The sequence below is a fragment of the Thermoclostridium stercorarium subsp. stercorarium DSM 8532 genome (assembly GCF_000331995.1).
In the GTDB taxonomy this organism is placed as follows: Bacteria; Bacillota; Clostridia; order DSM-8532; family DSM-8532; genus Thermoclostridium; species Thermoclostridium stercorarium.
On sequence record NC_020134.1, the window covers coordinates 103,941 to 122,152 of the forward strand.

Annotated in this window: 15 protein-coding genes and 1 tRNA gene; 13 read left to right on the top strand and 3 right to left on the bottom strand. The window is 43.3% G+C overall.

What is annotated here, in order from left to right; genetic code table 11:
• Window positions 1-2 precede the first annotated feature (2 nt).
• The 4 genes from CST_RS00465 to CST_RS00480 all read left to right on the top strand — a co-directional run bounded on the left by CST_RS00465 (window position 3) and on the right by CST_RS00480 (window position 3,089).
• The gene (locus CST_RS00465) at window positions 3-1,064 is read left to right on the top strand and encodes a zinc-dependent alcohol dehydrogenase family protein (protein ID WP_015357827.1); all 1,062 of its coding nucleotides are present in this window, start codon (window positions 3-5) and stop codon (window positions 1,062-1,064) included.
• A 19-nt stretch (window positions 1,065-1,083) separates the two neighbouring features.
• A complete protein-coding gene (locus tag CST_RS00470; protein WP_015357828.1) occupies window positions 1,084-2,100 on the top strand; it encodes an aldo/keto reductase in 1,017 nt (338 codons plus the stop codon).
• 18 nt (window positions 2,101-2,118) lie between these two features.
• Window positions 2,119-2,556, top strand: a complete 438-nt coding sequence (locus CST_RS00475) for an RbsD/FucU family protein (protein WP_015357829.1) — start codon at window positions 2,119-2,121, stop codon at window positions 2,554-2,556.
• A 457-nt stretch (window positions 2,557-3,013) separates the two neighbouring features.
• A tRNA-Pro gene (locus CST_RS00480) sits at window positions 3,014-3,089 on the top strand.
• A 130-nt stretch (window positions 3,090-3,219) separates the two neighbouring features.
• On the opposite strand, the gene glgB is transcribed toward CST_RS00480, so the two are convergent.
• Both glgB and CST_RS00490 read right to left on the bottom strand, forming a co-directional pair.
• On the bottom strand, window positions 3,220-5,445 hold the full coding sequence (glgB, locus tag CST_RS00485; RefSeq protein WP_015357831.1) for a 1,4-alpha-glucan branching protein GlgB: 2,226 nt from the start codon (window positions 5,443-5,445) through the stop codon (window positions 3,220-3,222).
• Window positions 5,446-5,515: 70 nt separating this feature from the next.
• Entirely contained in the window at window positions 5,516-8,383 is a 2,868-nt protein-coding gene (locus tag CST_RS00490) for a fibronectin type III domain-containing protein (RefSeq protein ID WP_015357832.1), read from the bottom strand.
• A 518-nt stretch (window positions 8,384-8,901) separates the two neighbouring features.
• Between CST_RS00490 and CST_RS00495 the strand changes: the two genes are divergently transcribed.
• The 5 genes from CST_RS00495 (at window position 8,902) to CST_RS00515 (ending at window position 12,595) form a co-directional block, all read left to right on the top strand.
• Window positions 8,902-9,837 (top strand): DUF1385 domain-containing protein, encoded by a 936-nt coding sequence (locus CST_RS00495; RefSeq protein WP_015357834.1) that lies wholly within the window; start codon window positions 8,902-8,904, stop codon window positions 9,835-9,837.
• Window positions 9,838-9,860: 23 nt separating this feature from the next.
• A complete protein-coding gene (gene prmC, locus CST_RS00500) occupies window positions 9,861-10,718 on the top strand; it encodes a peptide chain release factor N(5)-glutamine methyltransferase (protein ID WP_015357835.1) in 858 nt (285 codons plus the stop codon).
• A 68-nt stretch (window positions 10,719-10,786) separates the two neighbouring features.
• Window positions 10,787-11,089 (top strand): DUF2508 family protein, encoded by a 303-nt coding sequence (locus CST_RS00505; RefSeq protein ID WP_015357836.1) that lies wholly within the window; start codon window positions 10,787-10,789, stop codon window positions 11,087-11,089.
• A 59-nt stretch (window positions 11,090-11,148) separates the two neighbouring features.
• Window positions 11,149-11,412, top strand: coding sequence for a pro-sigmaK processing inhibitor BofA family protein (locus CST_RS00510; protein WP_015357837.1), 264 nt, complete (start codon window positions 11,149-11,151; stop codon window positions 11,410-11,412).
• A 202-nt stretch (window positions 11,413-11,614) separates the two neighbouring features.
• Window positions 11,615-12,595, top strand: coding sequence for a CotS family spore coat protein (locus CST_RS00515; protein WP_015357838.1), 981 nt, complete (start codon window positions 11,615-11,617; stop codon window positions 12,593-12,595).
• A gap of 48 nt (window positions 12,596-12,643) precedes the next feature.
• On the opposite strand, the gene CST_RS00520 is transcribed toward CST_RS00515, so the two are convergent.
• Window positions 12,644-14,314 (bottom strand): formate--tetrahydrofolate ligase, encoded by a 1,671-nt coding sequence (locus CST_RS00520; protein WP_034844038.1) that lies wholly within the window; start codon window positions 14,312-14,314, stop codon window positions 12,644-12,646.
• A gap of 447 nt (window positions 14,315-14,761) precedes the next feature.
• Between CST_RS00520 and CST_RS00525 the strand changes: the two genes are divergently transcribed.
• The 4 genes from CST_RS00525 to CST_RS00540 all read left to right on the top strand — a co-directional run bounded on the left by CST_RS00525 (window position 14,762) and on the right by CST_RS00540 (window position 18,187).
• Window positions 14,762-15,010: a Veg family protein gene (locus CST_RS00525; protein WP_015357840.1), complete on the top strand. Its 249-nt coding sequence runs from the start codon at window positions 14,762-14,764 to the stop codon at window positions 15,008-15,010.
• Between the two features lie 483 nt (window positions 15,011-15,493).
• Complete coding sequence (locus tag CST_RS00530; RefSeq protein ID WP_015484815.1) at window positions 15,494-15,763, top strand: hypothetical protein; 270 nt, start codon at window positions 15,494-15,496, stop codon at window positions 15,761-15,763.
• 40 nt (window positions 15,764-15,803) lie between these two features.
• The gene (locus CST_RS00535; protein ID WP_015357842.1) at window positions 15,804-17,027 is read left to right on the top strand and encodes a helix-turn-helix domain-containing protein; all 1,224 of its coding nucleotides are present in this window, start codon (window positions 15,804-15,806) and stop codon (window positions 17,025-17,027) included.
• A 341-nt stretch (window positions 17,028-17,368) separates the two neighbouring features.
• Complete coding sequence (locus tag CST_RS00540) at window positions 17,369-18,187, top strand: ABC transporter permease (protein WP_242823566.1); 819 nt, start codon at window positions 17,369-17,371, stop codon at window positions 18,185-18,187.
• The last annotated feature ends 25 nt before the right edge of the window (window positions 18,188-18,212 follow it).

Genomic DNA, 18,212 nt, shown 5'->3' on the forward strand with positions numbered 1-18,212 from the left:
ATATGGGTGTCTGCGGAAAAATGAAAGGTGCGATTTTACCGGGAAACAGCACGGTGGAAATACGGGAATTTGATATTCCCAGGCCCGGATATGGCCAGGTACTGATTCAGACCAAAGCATCAACCATTTGCGGAAGTGATATCCGCTGTATCTACAGGGCACATACGGGTAAAGGCCCTGAAGGGTATATACCCGGAACCATAGCGGGGCATGAACCCTGCGGGATTATTGTCGAAGAAGGACCCGGGCTTAAACGGTTCAAAAAAGGCGACAGGGTTATTGTTTACCACATCTCCGGGTGCGGCGTATGTTATGACTGCAGAAGGGGCTATTATATTTCGTGCAAGAGCAAATACCGCCAGGCGTACGGCTGGCAGCGTCACGGAGGCATGGCCCCTTATATCCTGGCAGACGAAAAGGATTTAATAGCATTGCCCGACGAACTTACTTATAAAGACGGGGCGCAGGTGGCCTGCGGATTTGGGACGGTCTATGAGGCACTGGAAAAAATAAATGTCAGCGGTAACGACGCCGTTCTCGTAACGGGACTCGGGCCGGTGGGCATGGCTGCGCTTATGCTTGCAAGGGCAATGGGCGCAAACAAACTTATCGGAGTTGAAACAAATGACTACAGAATCAGCCTGGTTAAACAGCTCGGGCTTGCGGATTATGTATTTAAACCCGGAGAGAATACACTGGAACAGATTCTTGAAATAACCGGAGGGAAAGGTGTGGAAAAGGCCCTTGATGCCAGTGCCAGTGATGCAGGCAGGAGACTGGCAATTCGCGCAACAAGAGAATGGGGAAAGATTGCTTTTGTTGGCGAAGGCGGAACCTGCACCTTTGAACCAAGCCCCGATATTATCCACGGCCAGAAAGCCATTTACGGTTCGTGGGTAACTTCTCTTTGGAAGATGGAAGAACTGGTAGAACGGCTCGTACGCTGGGGTGTTCATCCAGAAAGGCTTATTACCCACGAGTTTTCGCTTGAAAATGCTTCGGAGGCCTACAGGCTTATGGCTGAAGGAAACTGCGGCAAGGTTGCGGTAGTTTTCAATGATTAATTTTTAAGGGGGCAAGCGAATGAATACAGAGCGGATAGATCAGGATAAAATCCCCAAAAAAACACTAAGCAGCGGAGAAAAAATCCCTTCAATAGGACTTGGAACATTTGGCTCAGACAAATACGGAGCGGCCGAGGTCGCAAAAGCGGTATACGGGGCTGTAAAGTTTGGGTACCGCCTTATAGACTGCGCCCAGGTATACCAGAATGAGGCACAGATTGGGGAAGTTCTTGAACAGTTAATGCGGGAGAAAGTTGTAAAGCGTGAAGAACTGTTTATTATTTCGAAGGTATGGAACGATATGCACGATAAGGTTCATATCGCCTGCAGACAGAGTCTTAAAGATTTAAGGCTTGATTATTTGGATCTGTACCTTGTTCATTGGCCGTTCAGGAATTACCATGCCCCGGGATGTGACGTAAATTACCGAAATCCTGACGCAAAGCCGTTTTCAGTGGACGAATACATGGAAACGTGGAGGCAGTGTGAAGAGCTGGTTGAAAAAGGACTTGTGCGCTATATCGGTATGAGTAATATGACCATCCCGAAACTGGAGGCGGTTCTGCCGCTGTGCAGGATAAAGCCTGCGGTGCTTGAAATGGAGCTGCATCCTTCTTTCCAGCAGCCTGAACTGTTTGATTATGCGGTTTCCCATAATATGCTTCCAATCGGATATTGTCCGCTGGGATCCCCGTCCCGGCCCGAACGGGATCGTACGAAAGACGATGTGGTGGATATGGAACTGCCTGCCGTTGTTAATGCGGCAAGGGCGCATGGAGTGCATCCTGCGGCGATCTGCCTTAAATGGGCGGTTCAGAGAGGACAAGTGCCAATACCTTTTTCGGTGAAAGAGCACCAGTATAAATCCAATCTGACATGTATAACCGAAGACCCGCTGACCGAAGAGGAAATGGAAGCCATCCGCCTTGAGGACAGAAACTGCCGCCTGATAAAGGGGCAGGTTTTCCTCTGGAATGGAGCCAAAGGCTGGGAAGATTTGTGGGATGTGGACGGGAAAATAACCGGTTGGGATTGAGGCAAAAGGAGTGGAAATATGCTGAAAGGGATTCCGAAGATCCTCTCACCCGAACTGCTTAAAGTGCTGTGTGAAATGGGGCATGGCGATCGCATTGTGATTGCGGACGGAAATTTTCCTTCCGAATCGGTTGGAAAAAATGCTAAAGTCATTCGTATGGACGGGCATGGGACCTGCGAAGTGCTGGAAGCCATATTGCAGCTTTTCCCGCTGGATACTTATGTAGACCATCCGGTACAGCTTATGCAGGTGGTTCCGGGTGACAACGTGGAAACTCCGATATGGGATGAGTATATAAAGATAATTGAAAAGTTTGACGGACGTGGCGGAAACGCAATATCGCATCTTGAACGCTTTAAATTCTACGGTGAGGCAAGTAAGGCTTATGCCATTGTTGCCACCGGAGAGAGCGCGCTGTATGCGAATATAATGCTGCAAAAAGGTGTTGTGGTATAAAAAAAGAAATTATGTCAGCCGGCCCGAAAAAAGTCAGAGGCGTAAGGCCCGACTTTTCAAAGGCCGGTTTTTTTATGGCCAAATACGGTGAAATGACCCGAAGAATCAGGGTTGTTAACTGTTCGTATATTGACTTAAAATAAAAACGGTATTTTGTATCATAGTTTGATTGGCCGTGCAAATGTTAAATTTATGTGCATGCGGTGCTTTACGAAAAATTGAAAGACAAAGACTATGGGGCTATTTTTTCCGGGAACGCGAAAAGATTGCTGAAACTGTATAAATAAAGGTTCATAGTAATGGGTATTGCAATGAAACCGGCCCCCGTTGGCAGGTTTATGCATATTTCAGGGATAATGTAACCACATTATTGTAATAATTAACCAAATGTGAATTTATAATAAAAACCATTGCAAAAAATAAAAATATATTGTAAAATAAAATCCGCAGTTTTCGTCGGGGTGTAGCGCAGCTGGTAGCGCACGTGGTTTGGGACCATGGGGCCGGGGGTTCGAGTCCTCTCACCCCGACCAGATTTAAATATGGCGGATGGATAAGCGGGAGCCAGTCAGAAAGTGACTGGCTCCTGTTTGTTTTTTGATAAATTAAAAATAAAATATCAGCGCTTTTCGGGTAATGCCAGATATGAGACACGAAAGTATTTTATCTGAAATTTTTTAAATCAGGCCTTAAAATTATTGTCGCCAGAGGCGGGATTCTCAGAACGAGTGAATATGGCCTGTGGTGATAGGGAATGTTTTCGGAATGAATTTTACCGGCATTTATGACATTGCTTCCGCCGTATTTTTCCCGGTCGCTGTTGAAAACTTCCTCGTAGTATGTGTAAAAAGGCGCGCCGATGCGATAGTTTTCATGGGTTACGGGCGTGAAGTTGCATACGAAGATCAGCATATCCCGCCAGTCCTTACCTTTACGGATAAAGGATACAATGCTGTTCTCGGTATCATTGCAGTCTATCCATTCGAAACCGTCATAATGGAAATCCACTTCATATAATGCGGGTTCATTAAGATATAAATTATTAAGTTCCCTCACATACCTGTGCAGTTTTTCATGCATCGGGTAACTTAAGAGGTGCCAGTCAAGGCTTTCTTTGTACTTCCATTCAATAAACTGGCCGAACTCCCCTCCCATAAACAGAAGTTTTTTTCCAGGGTGGCCGATGAAATAGCCCAGCGCCGCCCTGAGACCCGCAAATTTCTGCCAGTAGTCCCCCGGCATTTTGTTTAACAGTGAACACTTACCATGCACCACTTCGTCATGGGACAGCACAAGTATGAAATTTTCGCTCCACGCATACATAAACGAAAAGGTTATAAGGTTATGGTGGTATTTGCGGTATATCGGATCCATGCTCATATATCTTAGAAAATCGTTCATCCAGCCCATATTCCATTTGTGTGAAAAGCCAAGGCCTCCGACATGCACAGGCCTTGTCACCATCGGCCAGGCCGTGGAATCCTCCGCAATCATTAATACATTTGGGAAATATTTGTATACGGCGCAGTTTAGCTGTTTTAAAAATTCTATTGCGTCAAGGTTTTCCCTGCCTCCGTACCTGTTCGGAATCCATTCGCCGTCGTTCCGGCAATAATCCAGGTACAGCATGAACGCAACGGCATCCACCCTTAACCCGTCGACGTGGAAAATATCAAACCAGTAAATCGCGTTCGATATTAAAAAGCTTCGGACTTCATTCCGGGAAAAATTGAAAATATGCGTTCCCCACTGATGGTGTTCCCCAAGGAGAGGATGTTCATGCTCATAGCACGCGGTGCCGTCAAACCTGGCAAGTCCGTGTCCGTCTTTCGGGAAATGGACGGGAACCCAGTCCAGAATTACGCCTATGCCGTTCTGGTGACAGGTGTCAATAAAGTATTTAAAATCCTCAGGTATGCCGTAGCGCGCCGTTACGGCGTAGTATCCCGTGATCTGATATCCCCATGAGCCGTCATAAGGATGCTCCATAACAGGTAACAGCTCTATGTGCGTATAACCCATTTCCTTAACGTATGGAACCAGTTTTTCGGCCAACTGTCTGTAACTTAAAGGCTTAAAGCCTGTTTCGGACTCAGGATCGGGATCGGGCTGCTGCATCCACGAACCCAAATGCACCTCATAAATATTTAAAGGCTTGTCAAAAGTGCTTTCTTTTTCACGTTGTTTCATCCATTGTTCGTCATGCCATTCGTAATTGTGCAGATCATATACCTTGGATGCGGTTTTCGGCGGCTTTTCCGCGTAAAACGCATAGGGGTCGGCCTTAAGATAAATTTCGTCAAACGGTGTTTTGATTTCATATTTATAGATATCATTTTTCACCAGCCCGGGAATAAATATTTCCCAAACCCCTGAACTTCCCAGCATTCTCATCTGGTGCCTTCTTCCGTCCCATTGGTTGAAGTCGCCGACAACACTGACTCTTTTCGCTTCAGGAGCCCAGACGCAGAAAGACACCCCCGAAACACCGTTAATATTTCGTATATGGGCACCTAATTTTTCATAGATCCTGTGATGGGTGCCTTCGTTGAAGAGATATAAATCATAATCGGATATCGTAGGCAAAAAGGAATAAGGATCGTAAGTTTCAAAACGATGACCTGTATGATCGGTGACTTTGAACTTATACATTGAATTTTCAGGACGACCGGGAATTATTACTGTAAAGAACCCCCGATCGTCCTTCTTGTCCATTTCATAGGATAATCCGCTTTTGTAGAAGACAACTTCAATATGCTTTGCATTGGGTATGTATGCGCATATTGCGGTCTCATCACCCTGTGTGTGCATACCCAATATTTCGTGCGGATTTTTGTGAAACCCACATATAACCGCTTCTATTCCATTTTCGTCGAAGACATAACCCATACCGAATTACTCCTGTTATCCAAGAAGATTAATCCGAATATGAATTATGCCCCGAAACTTATTAATTAAACTATCTCTCAAGAGCTTTTGTAATCCGGTAAACAATGGTAGCGGCCTCGGCCCTGTTAGCGGTGTTTTTCGGGCCAAGTTTGTTTCCGCCTATTCCGCCGACAATCCCGGCCGAATAAAGCTGCGCGAATGCCGACTGCGCATATGAAGCAATTTCGTCGTAGTCTTTAAACTGATAAAGGATATATAACGGAGGCTGAATAAGATTTAGTCCCGCCGTTTTCAGCGCCCTGGATGAATAATAGACAATGTCCTCCCTGGTAATCGGGTCGTAGGGATGGAACATGCCGTTTTCATCGGGCTCGATAATCTTGTACCGGTAGGCGGTCATGACATAACGGTGGAACCAGTCGTTCGGAGTCACGTCCCTGAAGCTTCCCACCGATGTTTCGGGCAGGGCAAGGGTTGTGACAAGCATTTTTATAAATTCGGCACGGGTAATTTTCCCTGATGGGTTGAAATTCCCCTTTCCGTCGCCGTGTATAACTCCCATTGAAGTAAGGGTGTTTATCGCGTCGGCAGCCCATGCAAAGCCGGATGAGATATCATTATAAACCGTTACAGGCTGCGTCCTAACCGTAATCTCATTGCTTGGGAAGGATTCCCCTGCCGCGTTTTTCGACTTGACTATGTATGTATATGAACGATTCGGTTCGACTGTATTGTCTGAAAATACGATAACGTTCCGGTCCACCCTTCCTACAAGCTCAAAACCGTCTCCGGCATTGCCTTTGCGGTATATCCTGAACTCATCTTCGTTGTCCGACAAGTCGGACCAGGTAAGAACCACCCGCTCAGAGCCTACGATAGTGGGATTTAACAGGTTCGGCGCAGCGGGAATTTTTGTTGTATAGAAAACTTCATTGGTGTATGTTTCGGTCGCCGGCTCTTTGGTTTCGGCACGCACACGTATGATATAGTCCACGTCCCTGGCGGGAACAAACTTATACATTGTTACGTTTTTGGGAAGCTTTTCAAGGATAATCCATGCGTCATTCATGCTTGTTTTGTATTCAACCACGTAATTATCCTCCATGTCGGAAAAATCGTCCCAGCCGAGGTACAGCAGTCCGTCAATAAGTGAAACTTCAAGATTTCCTGCGCCTTTTTCAAAGGAAATCCTGATTGGGCCGGTAGCAGCAAATTCCGAGAAGATAGTATTGTTTTTAACCGCACGGACCTGATATGTATAAGTTTCGCCGTCAGTTATGTTCTCGTCGGAATACACATACATGCCGCTTCCTACGTTGCCGATATGCTTCCATATTCCTTCGGATTTGGCCATGCGCCAGATTTCAAAGCCGCTCTCCACCGCCCGGTCGTATTCCCATGCAAGGTATACCCTGTTGGGCACAATGCTTTTAATTTCAAGATTCTGAACTTTTGGAAGCTGTTCGGCCGTAACGTAAATCTCCGGCGTATATTCGGATTCCACCGAGCCGGAACGCAGTTTCATCCGATATACGTTTAATGAACCGGAGGATACTTTATCGATGTATGACCCGGCATTTGTAAGGGTGGTTAAGGTTGTGAAATTTCCTCCCTCGTCAAGTTTTTCAATCACGATTGTATTTTTGTCTGCAGCCTCCTTGCTCCATTCAAGGAGAATTTCGGTGCTCGATATTGCGCGGCCGTAGAAATGGGTTTCAAACGACAGCTTTGTATACGCCGATACCCCTGTCGCCGAAGGCAGGTACTCGGTGGTAAAGCCTCCGTCGTAGCGGGCCTTTATTCTGTAATAATACCTGGTACCGGGGGTAAGGTCATTATCGGTGTATTCGGTTTCGCCCGGCCTGGTGGTGTGGATTTCTTCCCATTTGCTGCTTCCTGCTTCCCTGCGCTCTATAATCACAACCGAATTGGTGGGCGAAATGTAGCTGTCACCGGGATATTTCCACGACAGCACAAGCTGGGTGCTGTAAGTTTCCTTGATCTGGAACGATACAGGGAACAGGAACGGGACTATTACTTCTTCACTTTCAACGCCGCTGAGGGAAGCATTGAAGGGCACAACACGGTATGTGTACAGCTGTCCGTTCTGTACGCTTCGATCTGTAAAGGTTGTTTCATTTGCCTTGGTTGAGCCGATGCGCACAAAACTCCCGTTGCCCGTTTTCCTTTCAATTCTGTATCCTGATTCATTTGAGGAAACGTCTTCCCACGATATTTTGACCGATGACGTGGATGTTATTTCAGCCTTGACGTTCCTGGGAGCTTTCAAAAAGGTTGTAACATACTGGCCCGAGCTTGAATAGGGAGAATACAGGTATACCGAAGAAGCCAGCGTTACCGCGCGGATGCGGTAATAGTACCTCGTGGCCTCGGAAAGCCCTTTATCGGTATATGAATCCTCGCTTCCGGGAACGCTTGCAATCGTCTGCCAGGTATTGCTGCCGGCGGTTCTTCTTTCGATAACCGTCTGGAAACTGGACTCAGGAATTTTGTTTGAAGCGGGATACGTCCATTTTAATTCCACTTCGGAATCCGAAATGGCTTTAACGGTCAGCCCTGTAGGGTAAAGAAATTCCACCGGATATGATTCACGGGGGGCGCCTAATTCGCTGCCTTTGGTAGCGAATACTCTGTAAACGTATGTATGACCGTTGGATATACTGGTATCGGTATAGGATGAAACATTGGCCGAGACAGTGGCAATTGTTACAAAATTGCCCGAATCGGTCTTTCTCTGTATTGTAAACCTGGTAGCACCTGCGACGTTATTGTCCCAGGTTACCTTTATACTGCTGTTGTTATATACAAAAGCATTTACATATGACGGAGTTCCAATGGTATCTGCATTTGAAACACCCGAAAACATTAATACTGCAACGGCAACTATTGGGATTATAGCGAAAATCACCTTCTTCATACCATCATCTCCCAAGAATTCCTTTGTTGATAAAATAATTGTACCATAAGTATGTATGCAATTCCCAGTTGCTTTTTTCCCTACAGGTTTATTATCGGTTTAATTGCTTCAGATCAAAAACCGGGTTTAATTGTTCTGACGAATTTATTATCGGAATAAAGAATAAGTATTTTGAAAGGGGAATTTTAATTAAAATATACGGCAAAAAGGTTAGGAATTTGTAGTAGACCACAAAAAAAGCAAAAAAAAGAGGCTGACGTGGTGTGAAGAAGTGCGTCAGCCAAATTTAAAGGGGGTCAAAATGTATTGTGAGGTCATTAAAAAGTTTAACCTGAATATGGTTTTTTATACATGTTTTTTAAAAATTTTTATAATTTTTTAATAACAAATTAAAACGCAGTTATTATATAATATAACCATGGTTTATGAAGAAATCGGGCGGCAAGTTTATTTTGAAAAAAACAGGGTAAAGGTTAACTACCGTATAAAGTGATAAAATAAATTAGAAAGGGTTGCTTATGGAAAAAGAGATCTGGAAAAAACCGCTGCGCCAGTGCAGTGTCGGCGGTGAGGCCCTGATAGAAGGAGTCATGATGAGAAACGGCAATAAAATAGCAACCGCAGTCCGGAAATCCAACGGTGAAATTGTGGTGGAGATTACCGAACACGAACCGCTTGCGAAAAGATTTTTCCTGTTCAGGCTTCCTGTCATCCGCGGAGCGGTGAATATGATAGAGTCCATGGTCATTGGTATGAAAGCCCTTATGGATTCTGCCGAGAAGGTGGATATTGAGGAAGAGGAAGAGTCAGGGTTTGAAAAATTCCTTAAGAAAATATTCGGCGATAAATTGTTTCAGGTAATGCTGTATTCGTCGGTTGTTGTGGCTTTGATTTTCGGAATCTGCCTGTTCTTTTTGCTTCCGAACTGGATTGCCGGTTGGTTCGGTTTTGACAAGTCCACCACCGGTGGTTCAATACTGGCCAACCTGATAGAAGGACTGATCCGTGTAATCATATTCTTGATGTATGTCTGGCTGGTGTCCAAAAACAAGGAGATTAAAAGGGTTTTTGAGTATCACGGGGCGGAGCACAATGCGATTTATGCATATGAGAGCATGGAGGAGCTTACGGTGGAAAATGCCATAAAACATACCACACTGCATCCAAGATGCGGTACGACATATCTTTTCGTCGTAATCATTACAAGCATAATCCTGTTTTCGTTTGTGAAATGGAGAAGTCCGCTCGTGAATATGGCGCTGCGGCTGTTGCTTCTGCCTTTGGTGGCGGGAGTCGCGTATGAAATCTTTAAATTAGCAGCAAAAACGGGTTTCAAACCTTTACGTGCAATAAGCTATCCCGGGCTTATGCTGCAGAAAATAACAACCCAGCCCCCTGACGAAAGCCAGGTGGAGGTTGCCCTTGCGGCGCTTAAGGCTGTGGTTGATGATTAACCGGCTTCGGAGGTAAACGGACATTGAATATAAAAGAGGCGCTGGAAACTGCAGGAAAAATTTTAAAAAGCCGGAATATACAAACCCCGGTCCGCGAAGCCGGGGTTTTGTTAGCCCATGTTATAAAAAAGGATTTGTCGTATATATATGCCCATTCTGAAGAAAAGCTTTCAGATGAGCTTGTACGGGAATTTTTTGATGTGGTCGGTAAAAGAGGTTCAGGGATGCCGTTCCAGTATATTTCAAACCGTCAGGAATTTATGTCGCTGGATTTCTATGTGGATCAAAACTGCCTTATTCCCCGGCCCGACACAGAAATTCTTGTTGAGGCGGCCCTTAAGGTTATAAAAAAATATCAAAGCCCGGTAAGGATACTTGACATAGGTACCGGTTCAGGGGCAATTGCGGTAAGTATCGCATATTATGACAAAAATACCGTAATTAATGCCATTGACATATCTGAAAACGCGTTAGAAATTGCCGCGGCAAATGCCGCAAAGCACGGCGTGGAGGGCAGGATTAATTTTATTAATGCCGATATAAGGCATTTTACTGCGAAAAAGCCGTATGCGGTTGTGGTATCCAATCCGCCGTATATTCCAAGCGGTGAAATTGAAAACCTTATGCCCGAGGTGGCGCATTTCGAGCCATTAATTGCCCTGGACGGCGGGGAAGACGGAATGGATTTTTACCGTGTCATTGCGTCAAAGCTTGAAAGCCTTTTAACTTCGGACGGAACCGTCCTTACCGAAGTCGGAATTGGTCAGGATTCTTTTGTTATGGAACTGTTTGAAGAAAAGGGAATGAATGTTGAGGTACTGAAGGATCTCGCAGGGATAAACAGGGTCGTTGTCGGATGTTTTGGAAAAATTTTTCCTTAAAAATTGTATAAAATCTCCTTTTTATGATTATACTTCAATAAGTGATAATCTTAAAAAGGAGATTATGTATGAAGGAAAATCTGAACCTGAACCGTTGGGAGGAAAAAGCCCCGAAATTTTTCAGAAAGCTTTTGCACGGCGGCGACGAGGAGTTCCAGACGCCAATTCCCGAGAATCTGCTTCTTCTGAAAAGTATTCAGCAGGCAAGGCAGGAATGGATTGAGGCGGTGCAGAATTTCGACCAGGCCGACAATAATGAGCTAATAGACTACTTTATTTACAGAATGAAAGCCTGCCAGATACGCTACAATTATCTTCTGAAAGTGGCGAAGGAAATGGGGCTGCGCGGAGAACTGTACGAAGCAAAATAATCATATTTCCCTCCTCGGGCGAATAAAATATTACCGGACAGACATCCTGGGGGGTTAAAATGGAAAGCCTGTACATTCTGCTTGCCTGGGTTGTGGGTATTATCCTTGTTCTGTTTTGTGGGAAAGCATTGAAAGTGCCCTTTAAACTGGCTTTAAAACTGCTGTTCAACAGCCTCCTGGGCGGAATGGTGATTATTGTTATTAATTTTTTCGGCCAATTTATTAATTTTCATATATCGTTAAACTTTTTTTCAGCTCTTATCGTGGGAACTCTGGGGCTTCCCGGAGTTATTCTGCTTATTATCCTGAAATTTATGCTTTAACGGTTTTGAGTGTTTTTAAGCCGTGCTTTTTTCTGAAGAAGACACCTTTAAAAAGGTATAGGGGGTTATTGTATCCGCCTTAGTAATAATCAATATTTCCCCCGCATATAATTGTTCAGAAGACAGACCTGACTGAAAAATACGTTTAGACCGCGCTGCACCTGATTAATACCACCTGACTTTTAAGACGGGATGTGATATTATGCAGGAAGCAAGAGCTTTAATAGAGAACAGCTACGGCATCCGGATAAACGGCATAAAACCTTATCGGGCAGGATATATTCTTGAAACTAATGCCGGAAGAAAGTACATAAAAGCATGTCAATACACAAAGGAACGCATCCTGTTCATACATCAGGCCAAAACACATCTTATAATGAATGATTTCAGGAATATTGACCCTTATTGCCTAACGATGAACAACCAGCCGTATATTGAAATTGACGATGTCCCGTATACAATGGTGGATTTGATTGAAGGCAGGGAATGTGAATTTGACGACGATCGGGATGTGGTGAAAGCCACCGAGGCGCTTGCGTTAATGCATAAAGCCGCCCACGGATTTCATCCGGTGGGGCCGTATATTCCCACCGGTTTGGGAAAGCTGCCGGCATTGTTCAAAAAACACCTGGAGGAAATACGCAAGCTCAAAAAAAAGGCCGAAAGGGAGCGAAACACCTTTGATTATATGTTCATCGAGCATTTTGATTATTTTTATAAATCGGGCCTTAAAAGCCTGGAAATACTTTTTGCGTCGGAATATAACAAGCTGGTTGAGAAAACCCGGAAGGAAGGCATGATTTGCCATCATGACTATTCATACCAGAATATCCTGATAAAAGGCGACACCACGTCAATAATTAATTTTGATTACTGCAGCGTTGAACTGAAAATATATGATCTTGTCAACATTCTCAGACGCAGGATGCGGAAATGCAACTGGGACATAGAAAAAGCAAGGCTGATACTCGATGTTTACCGTAAAATAGAGCCGTTGGATCAGGACGAAATGAAGGTAATGAAAAGCATGCTGCAGTTCCCGCAGAAATTCTGGAGGGTTATTAACCGCTATTACAACAGCAGACGATGCTGGGCCCACAGAAATTTTACAATAATGCTCGAGGAAGTGATACAGGAAAAGGATGCCCATAAAAATTTCATGGAAAAGTTCGACACCCTCTAAGTTATTGCGCCAGGGCTGTGAAGCCCGAAAGGCAAGTCACCTTTCGGGTTAAAACAGACCTGAGATCCTCCCGTCGGGTTGTATGTCCATTCTGCCCGACGCAGGTTCTTTCGGAAGGCCCGGCATGGTCATTATGTCCCCGGTATAAACCACAATAAATCCGGCACCTGCCGAAACTCTTAAGTCCTTTACCGTCAAATCAAACCCTTCGGGACGTCCGAGAAGGGTTGGGTTGTCGGACAGCGAGAATTGTGTTTTTGCCATGCAGATCGGCATTTTGTCAAGACCTAAAGCCTCTATCTGTTTTATTGCCTTTTCGGCTTTGTCGGTGTATATAACTTTAGCACCGCCGTAAATTTCCCTGTTTATAATGCCGATTTTCTCCTTGATGCTTAAATTCAAATCATAAAGCGGCTCAAAACCGGAAGGCGTGGTTTCTATAAGCCTGCAAACCTTTTTTGCGAGTTCAATTCCACCTGAACCGCCTTTTTCAAACACTTCGCTTATGGCAACGTCAACACCTAAGTCTTTACAATGGTTTATAATAAAGTCCAGCTCCGCATCGGTATCGGTATTAAATCTGTTTATTGCGACCAGTACCGGCACTTTGAATTTCCGTATGTTCTCTATATGCTTGTCGAGGTTTGCAATTCCCTTTTTAAGCGCCTCCAGGTTTTCCTCCGCGAGACTGTTTTTCGGTACCCCGCCGTTATACTTCAGGGCCCTTACCGTTGCCACAAGTACTGCCGCATCAGGTGAAAGCCCAGCATACCTGCATTTTATATCGAAAAATTTCTCAGCACCGAGATCAGCGCCGAACCCTGCTTCTGTTATTACATAGTCGGCAAGCTTCAGTGCGAGTTTTGTTGCAATAACGCTGCTGCAGCCATGGGCTATATTTGCGAAAGGCCCGCCGTGCATAAAAGCAGGTGTGTTTTCAAGAGTCTGAACAAGATTGGGTTTTATTGCGTCCTTCAATAACAGCGCCATTGCTCCTTCGGCTTTTAAATCCCCGGCCGTCACCGGCTGCCCGCCTGTTGTATATCCTACAATGATTTTCCCAAGTCTGTTTTTAAGATCGGATATATCCTCCGCCAGGCAAAGAATGGCCATAACTTCTGACGCAACTGTGATTTGGAAGCCGTCTTCCCTTGGGAACCCGTTTGTTTTGCCGCCCAGTCCGACTATGATGTTTCGCAAAGCCCGGTCGTTCATGTCCATTACGCGCTTCCACGTAATGTTGCGAACGTCTATATTCAGTTCATTCCCGTGGTGAATATGGTTGTCGATAAGGGCCGAAAGAAGGTTGTTTGCACTGGTAACGGCATGGATGTCGCCGGTAAAGTGCAGGTTTATATCTTCCATCGGTACAACCTGGGCGTAACCGCCGCCTGCCGCACCGCCTTTAATACCCATCACAGGACCCAGCGAGGGTTCTCGCAATGCTACAATTGCTTTTTTGTTAAGCTTTGCCATGGCCTGTCCGAGGCCGACCGTGGTGGTGGTTTTTCCCTCGCCGGCAGGGGTGGGATTTATTGCAGTTACAAGGATTAATTTGCCGCTGGTTTTGTTCCTGACCTTTTCAATAAAAGAAAGTTTTACCTTTGCCTTGTAGTCTCCGTACAGTTCCAGGTCGGAACGGCTTATCCCAAGCTCTGCCGCAACGTCTTCAATTGGCTTTAAGTGCGCGTTCTGTGAGATCTCAATATCAGTGGGCATGTAAGTCATTTTGACCTTATTCCTCCCTAATGAGCAGAATGGGTTTTCTGAAAATATGCGCTAAATATAACATTGAGTCAATTCTATCAGATAATGTAGGCCTTGTTCAATAAAAAACAGATAAATTAAATCCGCTGTGCCTAAGTTAATATATTAAAAGACATATTTCTGGAAATAATATTATATAAGGCAGCAATGGCAAATTCAGGGTATTTATTAAAAATAAACAAAATCCTTGTCCCAAACCAAAATATTATTGTCTAAAACGTAAAACACGTTGAAAACGTGAGAAAAAATAAAATATTTTAAACAGGAAGGGCATAAATTCTATAGATTCAGGTTGTCATACTTGACATTAAACCGAATTGCGAGTATAATCAATCATTTTATTGACATTGGGGTGAAATTTGTGGTATAATGTCATAGACAAAAGAAGAGGTGATTGGTATGGTCGAAAAAAACGCGCTGTGCAAAATCCGTAAGGAGATGGAAGCCTGTATTGGTAAAAGGGTACAGCTCAAAACCAACAAAGGACGAAAAAAAGTACAAATAAGGGAAGGTATCTTGGAATCCACGTACCCAAGCATTTTCACAGTTCGTTTTGAAAATGAGTTCAAAAATGTGCGCAAAGTGTCTTACAGCTATACCGATGTACTGACCAACACCGTTGAAATAAAAGTATGTGGCAGCAAATAAGCATATTGGCTTGGTTCTTTTATATCGGTTGGATTAACGTCTGATTAAAATCTAAAAAGAAATCCCGGTAGTGCCGGATTTGCGTTTGATGTTTGTTTTTGCCCTTTTTGCCGCAGAAAATACAAACAGTCCTGAAATAAAACCCGGTTAACTAAGCATACTTATGTCGAAGCTTTTTGTCCTTAATAAAACTTAATAAAAACTGAAATGTTCGTGCAGCTTCTGTTGTGTTTTTTAGGACCTGATTATTTCCACTGAAAATCTCGGGTAGAAATGCATAAGTTACAGTTAATTGATGTAACTCCGTTTTTGTTTATTTTCCGTATGACAGAATGTTTAAGCGCGGCGTGACAAAGCCGGAGCTGTTTATGGGCTCCGGCTCTTCTTGTAAGGCGGTTACGTTTGTGGTAAATTAAAATTAAGAGCTATTTTCCCTGTATTTTTTTCGGCTGAATATACTCAGCGCTGATTTGGTGGGGGTATATGTTTCAGAGGCAGATCTTCCGAAAGATGTTCTTTTCGTATATATCCATTATCTTAATTTGTTTTCTCGTCTATACTGCCGTGGTGTTTTATGAAAACAATATAATAAGCCGCGAAAGGACTGTACGGCTGTGCGAAGTGAAAGCCGAGAAATTGTGTAATACGCTCAAAAGAAGAATTCTCTATGCTGAAAACGTAGTTATAAATCTGAATTATTCCCAGTCGTTGAAAAAGCTTTATTTAAGCCATGTGTCAGGCTCTGGACGGTAAACATGCCCGGTTTTCATCGAAATACCCCAGTGAGAGTGAGATGGATCGTATTATTCGGGAAATCAGAAACCTTATAGGTGAAAAGAACAGATACAGGGAAAAAATGCTTACTATCACACCATATGCCCAAACCGGGATGCTGCACGGAGTTCTGACAGGAAATATTGAAAACGACACCATAAGGATACTGATTGAAGAAAATTTTATGGATCTTATTAAACCATATTTCATTGTGTCGGTGGTAAACTATGCTTTTCATGAACAGATGACGGTGGTTGAAAAGTACTACACAAAGATTCAGGAAATTGTCAAAGGCGCATGTAAGCTGTTTTCCACTGAAGAAATACACATAGTCTGCTATAACCGCGACATTTACAACACATTCCTGATTGTTAATTTTGAAAACGACGAACCGATGGATGATTTGTTTTTCAGGGTTTTCAATTTTATTCAGGAAAATGTCAAGAAATATAAATGCGTTGTGACAATAGGCGTAGCGGAGACAAAATGCAATATCAATGAACTTAAGGACGCCTGCGAGGAGGCATTAAGTGCTCTCGATGAAATGATAATAGGAGGACGGGGTACGGTTTATTTTAACGAGGCGCATAAGGACAGCGATACAGACTATTATTTCCCGAGAAATTTCACCGAAAGAATGACCAAATATATTTCAAAGGGCAGAATTGATGAAATCAGAAAAATGCTTGGGGAAATATACGAAAAAAACGTAAATATGGGCGGTCCTCCGGAAATGTATCATGCACTGGTTGACGAACTTCACATTTCCGTAATCAAAGCTCTTAAGGAAGTAACCGATCTTAATTCGGTACATGTTAATATTGAAAAAATTAAAATGCTTGCCACTCTGGAGGAGATATTCAATTACTACGAAAAGGCCCTTGAATCGGTAATAGACACGTTGAAACAGACCGAAGAAAGTCAGGCCGGGAACAAGGAGCTTGAGAAAAGAATTTTGGAGTTCCTGGAGGAAAACTACTGTAATCCTGATTTGTCGCTTCAGTATTTGACTGAGTATTTTAACGTAAGCAGCAAATACATATCCCTTTTCTGCAAAAAATATTTCAATACAACTTATTTCAGGTATATTCAGAATAAAAGGATTGCAAAGGCTGTGGAGCTCATCCGGACGGGGAAATATTCTCTTGCCGAAATAAGTGATATGTGCGGATATACAAATCTTCTGACTTTCAGACGAAATTTCAAGTCGGTTACCGGCGTAAACCCCAGTGATTTTACCTGATATGGAAAAATATGATAAATTCATGGTAAAAAAATGATGCGTTAAAATTTGAAGCATCATTTTTTTACCGTGAAGTGAATTTTTTTGGCAGGTAAATTTTTGACTCTGTACGGCTTTTTGGTTAGATTGTATACTTAAATGCGTAAACAGGATAAGGATTTTGGCAACTATCACAAAAAATAATAATAAAGAGGACTGGTTGAATGGGCAGAGTTATGCGTAAAAAAATGACAAGGGAAGAAAGAAGAAAACTCAGGCAAAAAAATTTAAACAGAGATAAATATTTATTAATGATGATAACCCCCGTCGTTATTTATTATTTGATATTTTGTTATTTTCCAATGACGGGAATAATTATGGCATTCAATAAATACAAAACGGCCAGCGGATTAATCGGAATATATACCAGTGAATTCGTAGGCCTTAAATGGTTCAGGCAGTTTTTCGGATCAGTATATGCGTGGAGACTTATCAGAAATACCTTTTTATTAAACTTTTATTCACTGGTATTCGGGTTTCCCATTCCAATACTGTTTGCAATTGCGGTAACTCAAATCTACAACGAAAAACTGCAGAAATTTGTTCAAATATCCACATACATTCCGTATTTCATATCCACGGTCGTTGTATGTGGTATAATTACAAACTTTTTATCGCCGTCAGACGGTATAGTGAACAGGATTTTAAACAAACTGGGCTTTGAAAGCATTAATTTCCTCAGTCTGCCGCAGTGGTTCAGGCCGATATACGTTATTTCAGGTTCATGGCAGACGTTTGGCTTTAACTCAATTATTTTCGTAGCGGCAATAATGGGAATTTCCCCTGAGTTGTATGAGGCGATGAAAATAGACGGCGCTAATAAACGCCAGATTATAACCAAACTGGTTTTACCGAGCATTAAACCCACGGTTATTCTTATTCTTATAATGACGCTGGGAAGAATTATGAATGTCGGTTTTGAAAAGGTTTATCTCCTTTACAATCCCGCAACGTATGAAACAGCCGATGTAATTCAGACATATGTTTACCGTCAGGGTATCCTTAGCAATAATTACAGTTATTCAGCGGCTGTTGGACTGTTTAACTCAATAGTAAACTTCACCATTGTGTATTTTGCCAACAGGTTAAGCCGAAAGCTTACCGACACGGCCGTGTGGTAATATCGTTAAGCCTGTTGGTATGTCA

What these genes read in the sequence shown, in the direction of transcription:
- CST_RS00465 (WP_015357827.1), top strand. Translation starts at nt 3, where the DNA reads ATGGGTGTCTGCGGAAAAATGAAAGGTGCGATTTTACCGGGAAACAGC.
- CST_RS00470 (WP_015357828.1), top strand. Translation starts at nt 1,084, where the DNA reads ATGAATACAGAGCGGATAGATCAGGATAAAATCCCCAAAAAAACACTA.
- CST_RS00475 (WP_015357829.1), top strand. Translation starts at nt 2,119, where the DNA reads ATGCTGAAAGGGATTCCGAAGATCCTCTCACCCGAACTGCTTAAAGTG.
- glgB (WP_015357831.1), bottom strand. Translation starts at nt 5,445, where the DNA reads ATGGGTTATGTCTTCGACGAAAATGGAATAGAAGCGGTTATATGTGGG.
- CST_RS00490 (WP_015357832.1), bottom strand. Translation starts at nt 8,383, where the DNA reads ATGAAGAAGGTGATTTTCGCTATAATCCCAATAGTTGCCGTTGCAGTA.
- CST_RS00495 (WP_015357834.1), top strand. Translation starts at nt 8,902, where the DNA reads ATGGAAAAAGAGATCTGGAAAAAACCGCTGCGCCAGTGCAGTGTCGGC.
- CST_RS00505 (WP_015357836.1), top strand. Translation starts at nt 10,787, where the DNA reads ATGAAGGAAAATCTGAACCTGAACCGTTGGGAGGAAAAAGCCCCGAAA.
- CST_RS00510 (WP_015357837.1), top strand. Translation starts at nt 11,149, where the DNA reads ATGGAAAGCCTGTACATTCTGCTTGCCTGGGTTGTGGGTATTATCCTT.
- CST_RS00515 (WP_015357838.1), top strand. Translation starts at nt 11,615, where the DNA reads ATGCAGGAAGCAAGAGCTTTAATAGAGAACAGCTACGGCATCCGGATA.
- CST_RS00520 (WP_034844038.1), bottom strand. Translation starts at nt 14,314, where the DNA reads ATGCCCACTGATATTGAGATCTCACAGAACGCGCACTTAAAGCCAATT.
- CST_RS00525 (WP_015357840.1), top strand. Translation starts at nt 14,762, where the DNA reads ATGGTCGAAAAAAACGCGCTGTGCAAAATCCGTAAGGAGATGGAAGCC.
- CST_RS00530 (WP_015484815.1), top strand. Translation starts at nt 15,494, where the DNA reads ATGTTTCAGAGGCAGATCTTCCGAAAGATGTTCTTTTCGTATATATCC.
- CST_RS00535 (WP_015357842.1), top strand. Translation starts at nt 15,804, where the DNA reads ATGGATCGTATTATTCGGGAAATCAGAAACCTTATAGGTGAAAAGAAC.
- CST_RS00540 (WP_242823566.1), top strand. Translation starts at nt 17,369, where the DNA reads ATGACGGGAATAATTATGGCATTCAATAAATACAAAACGGCCAGCGGA.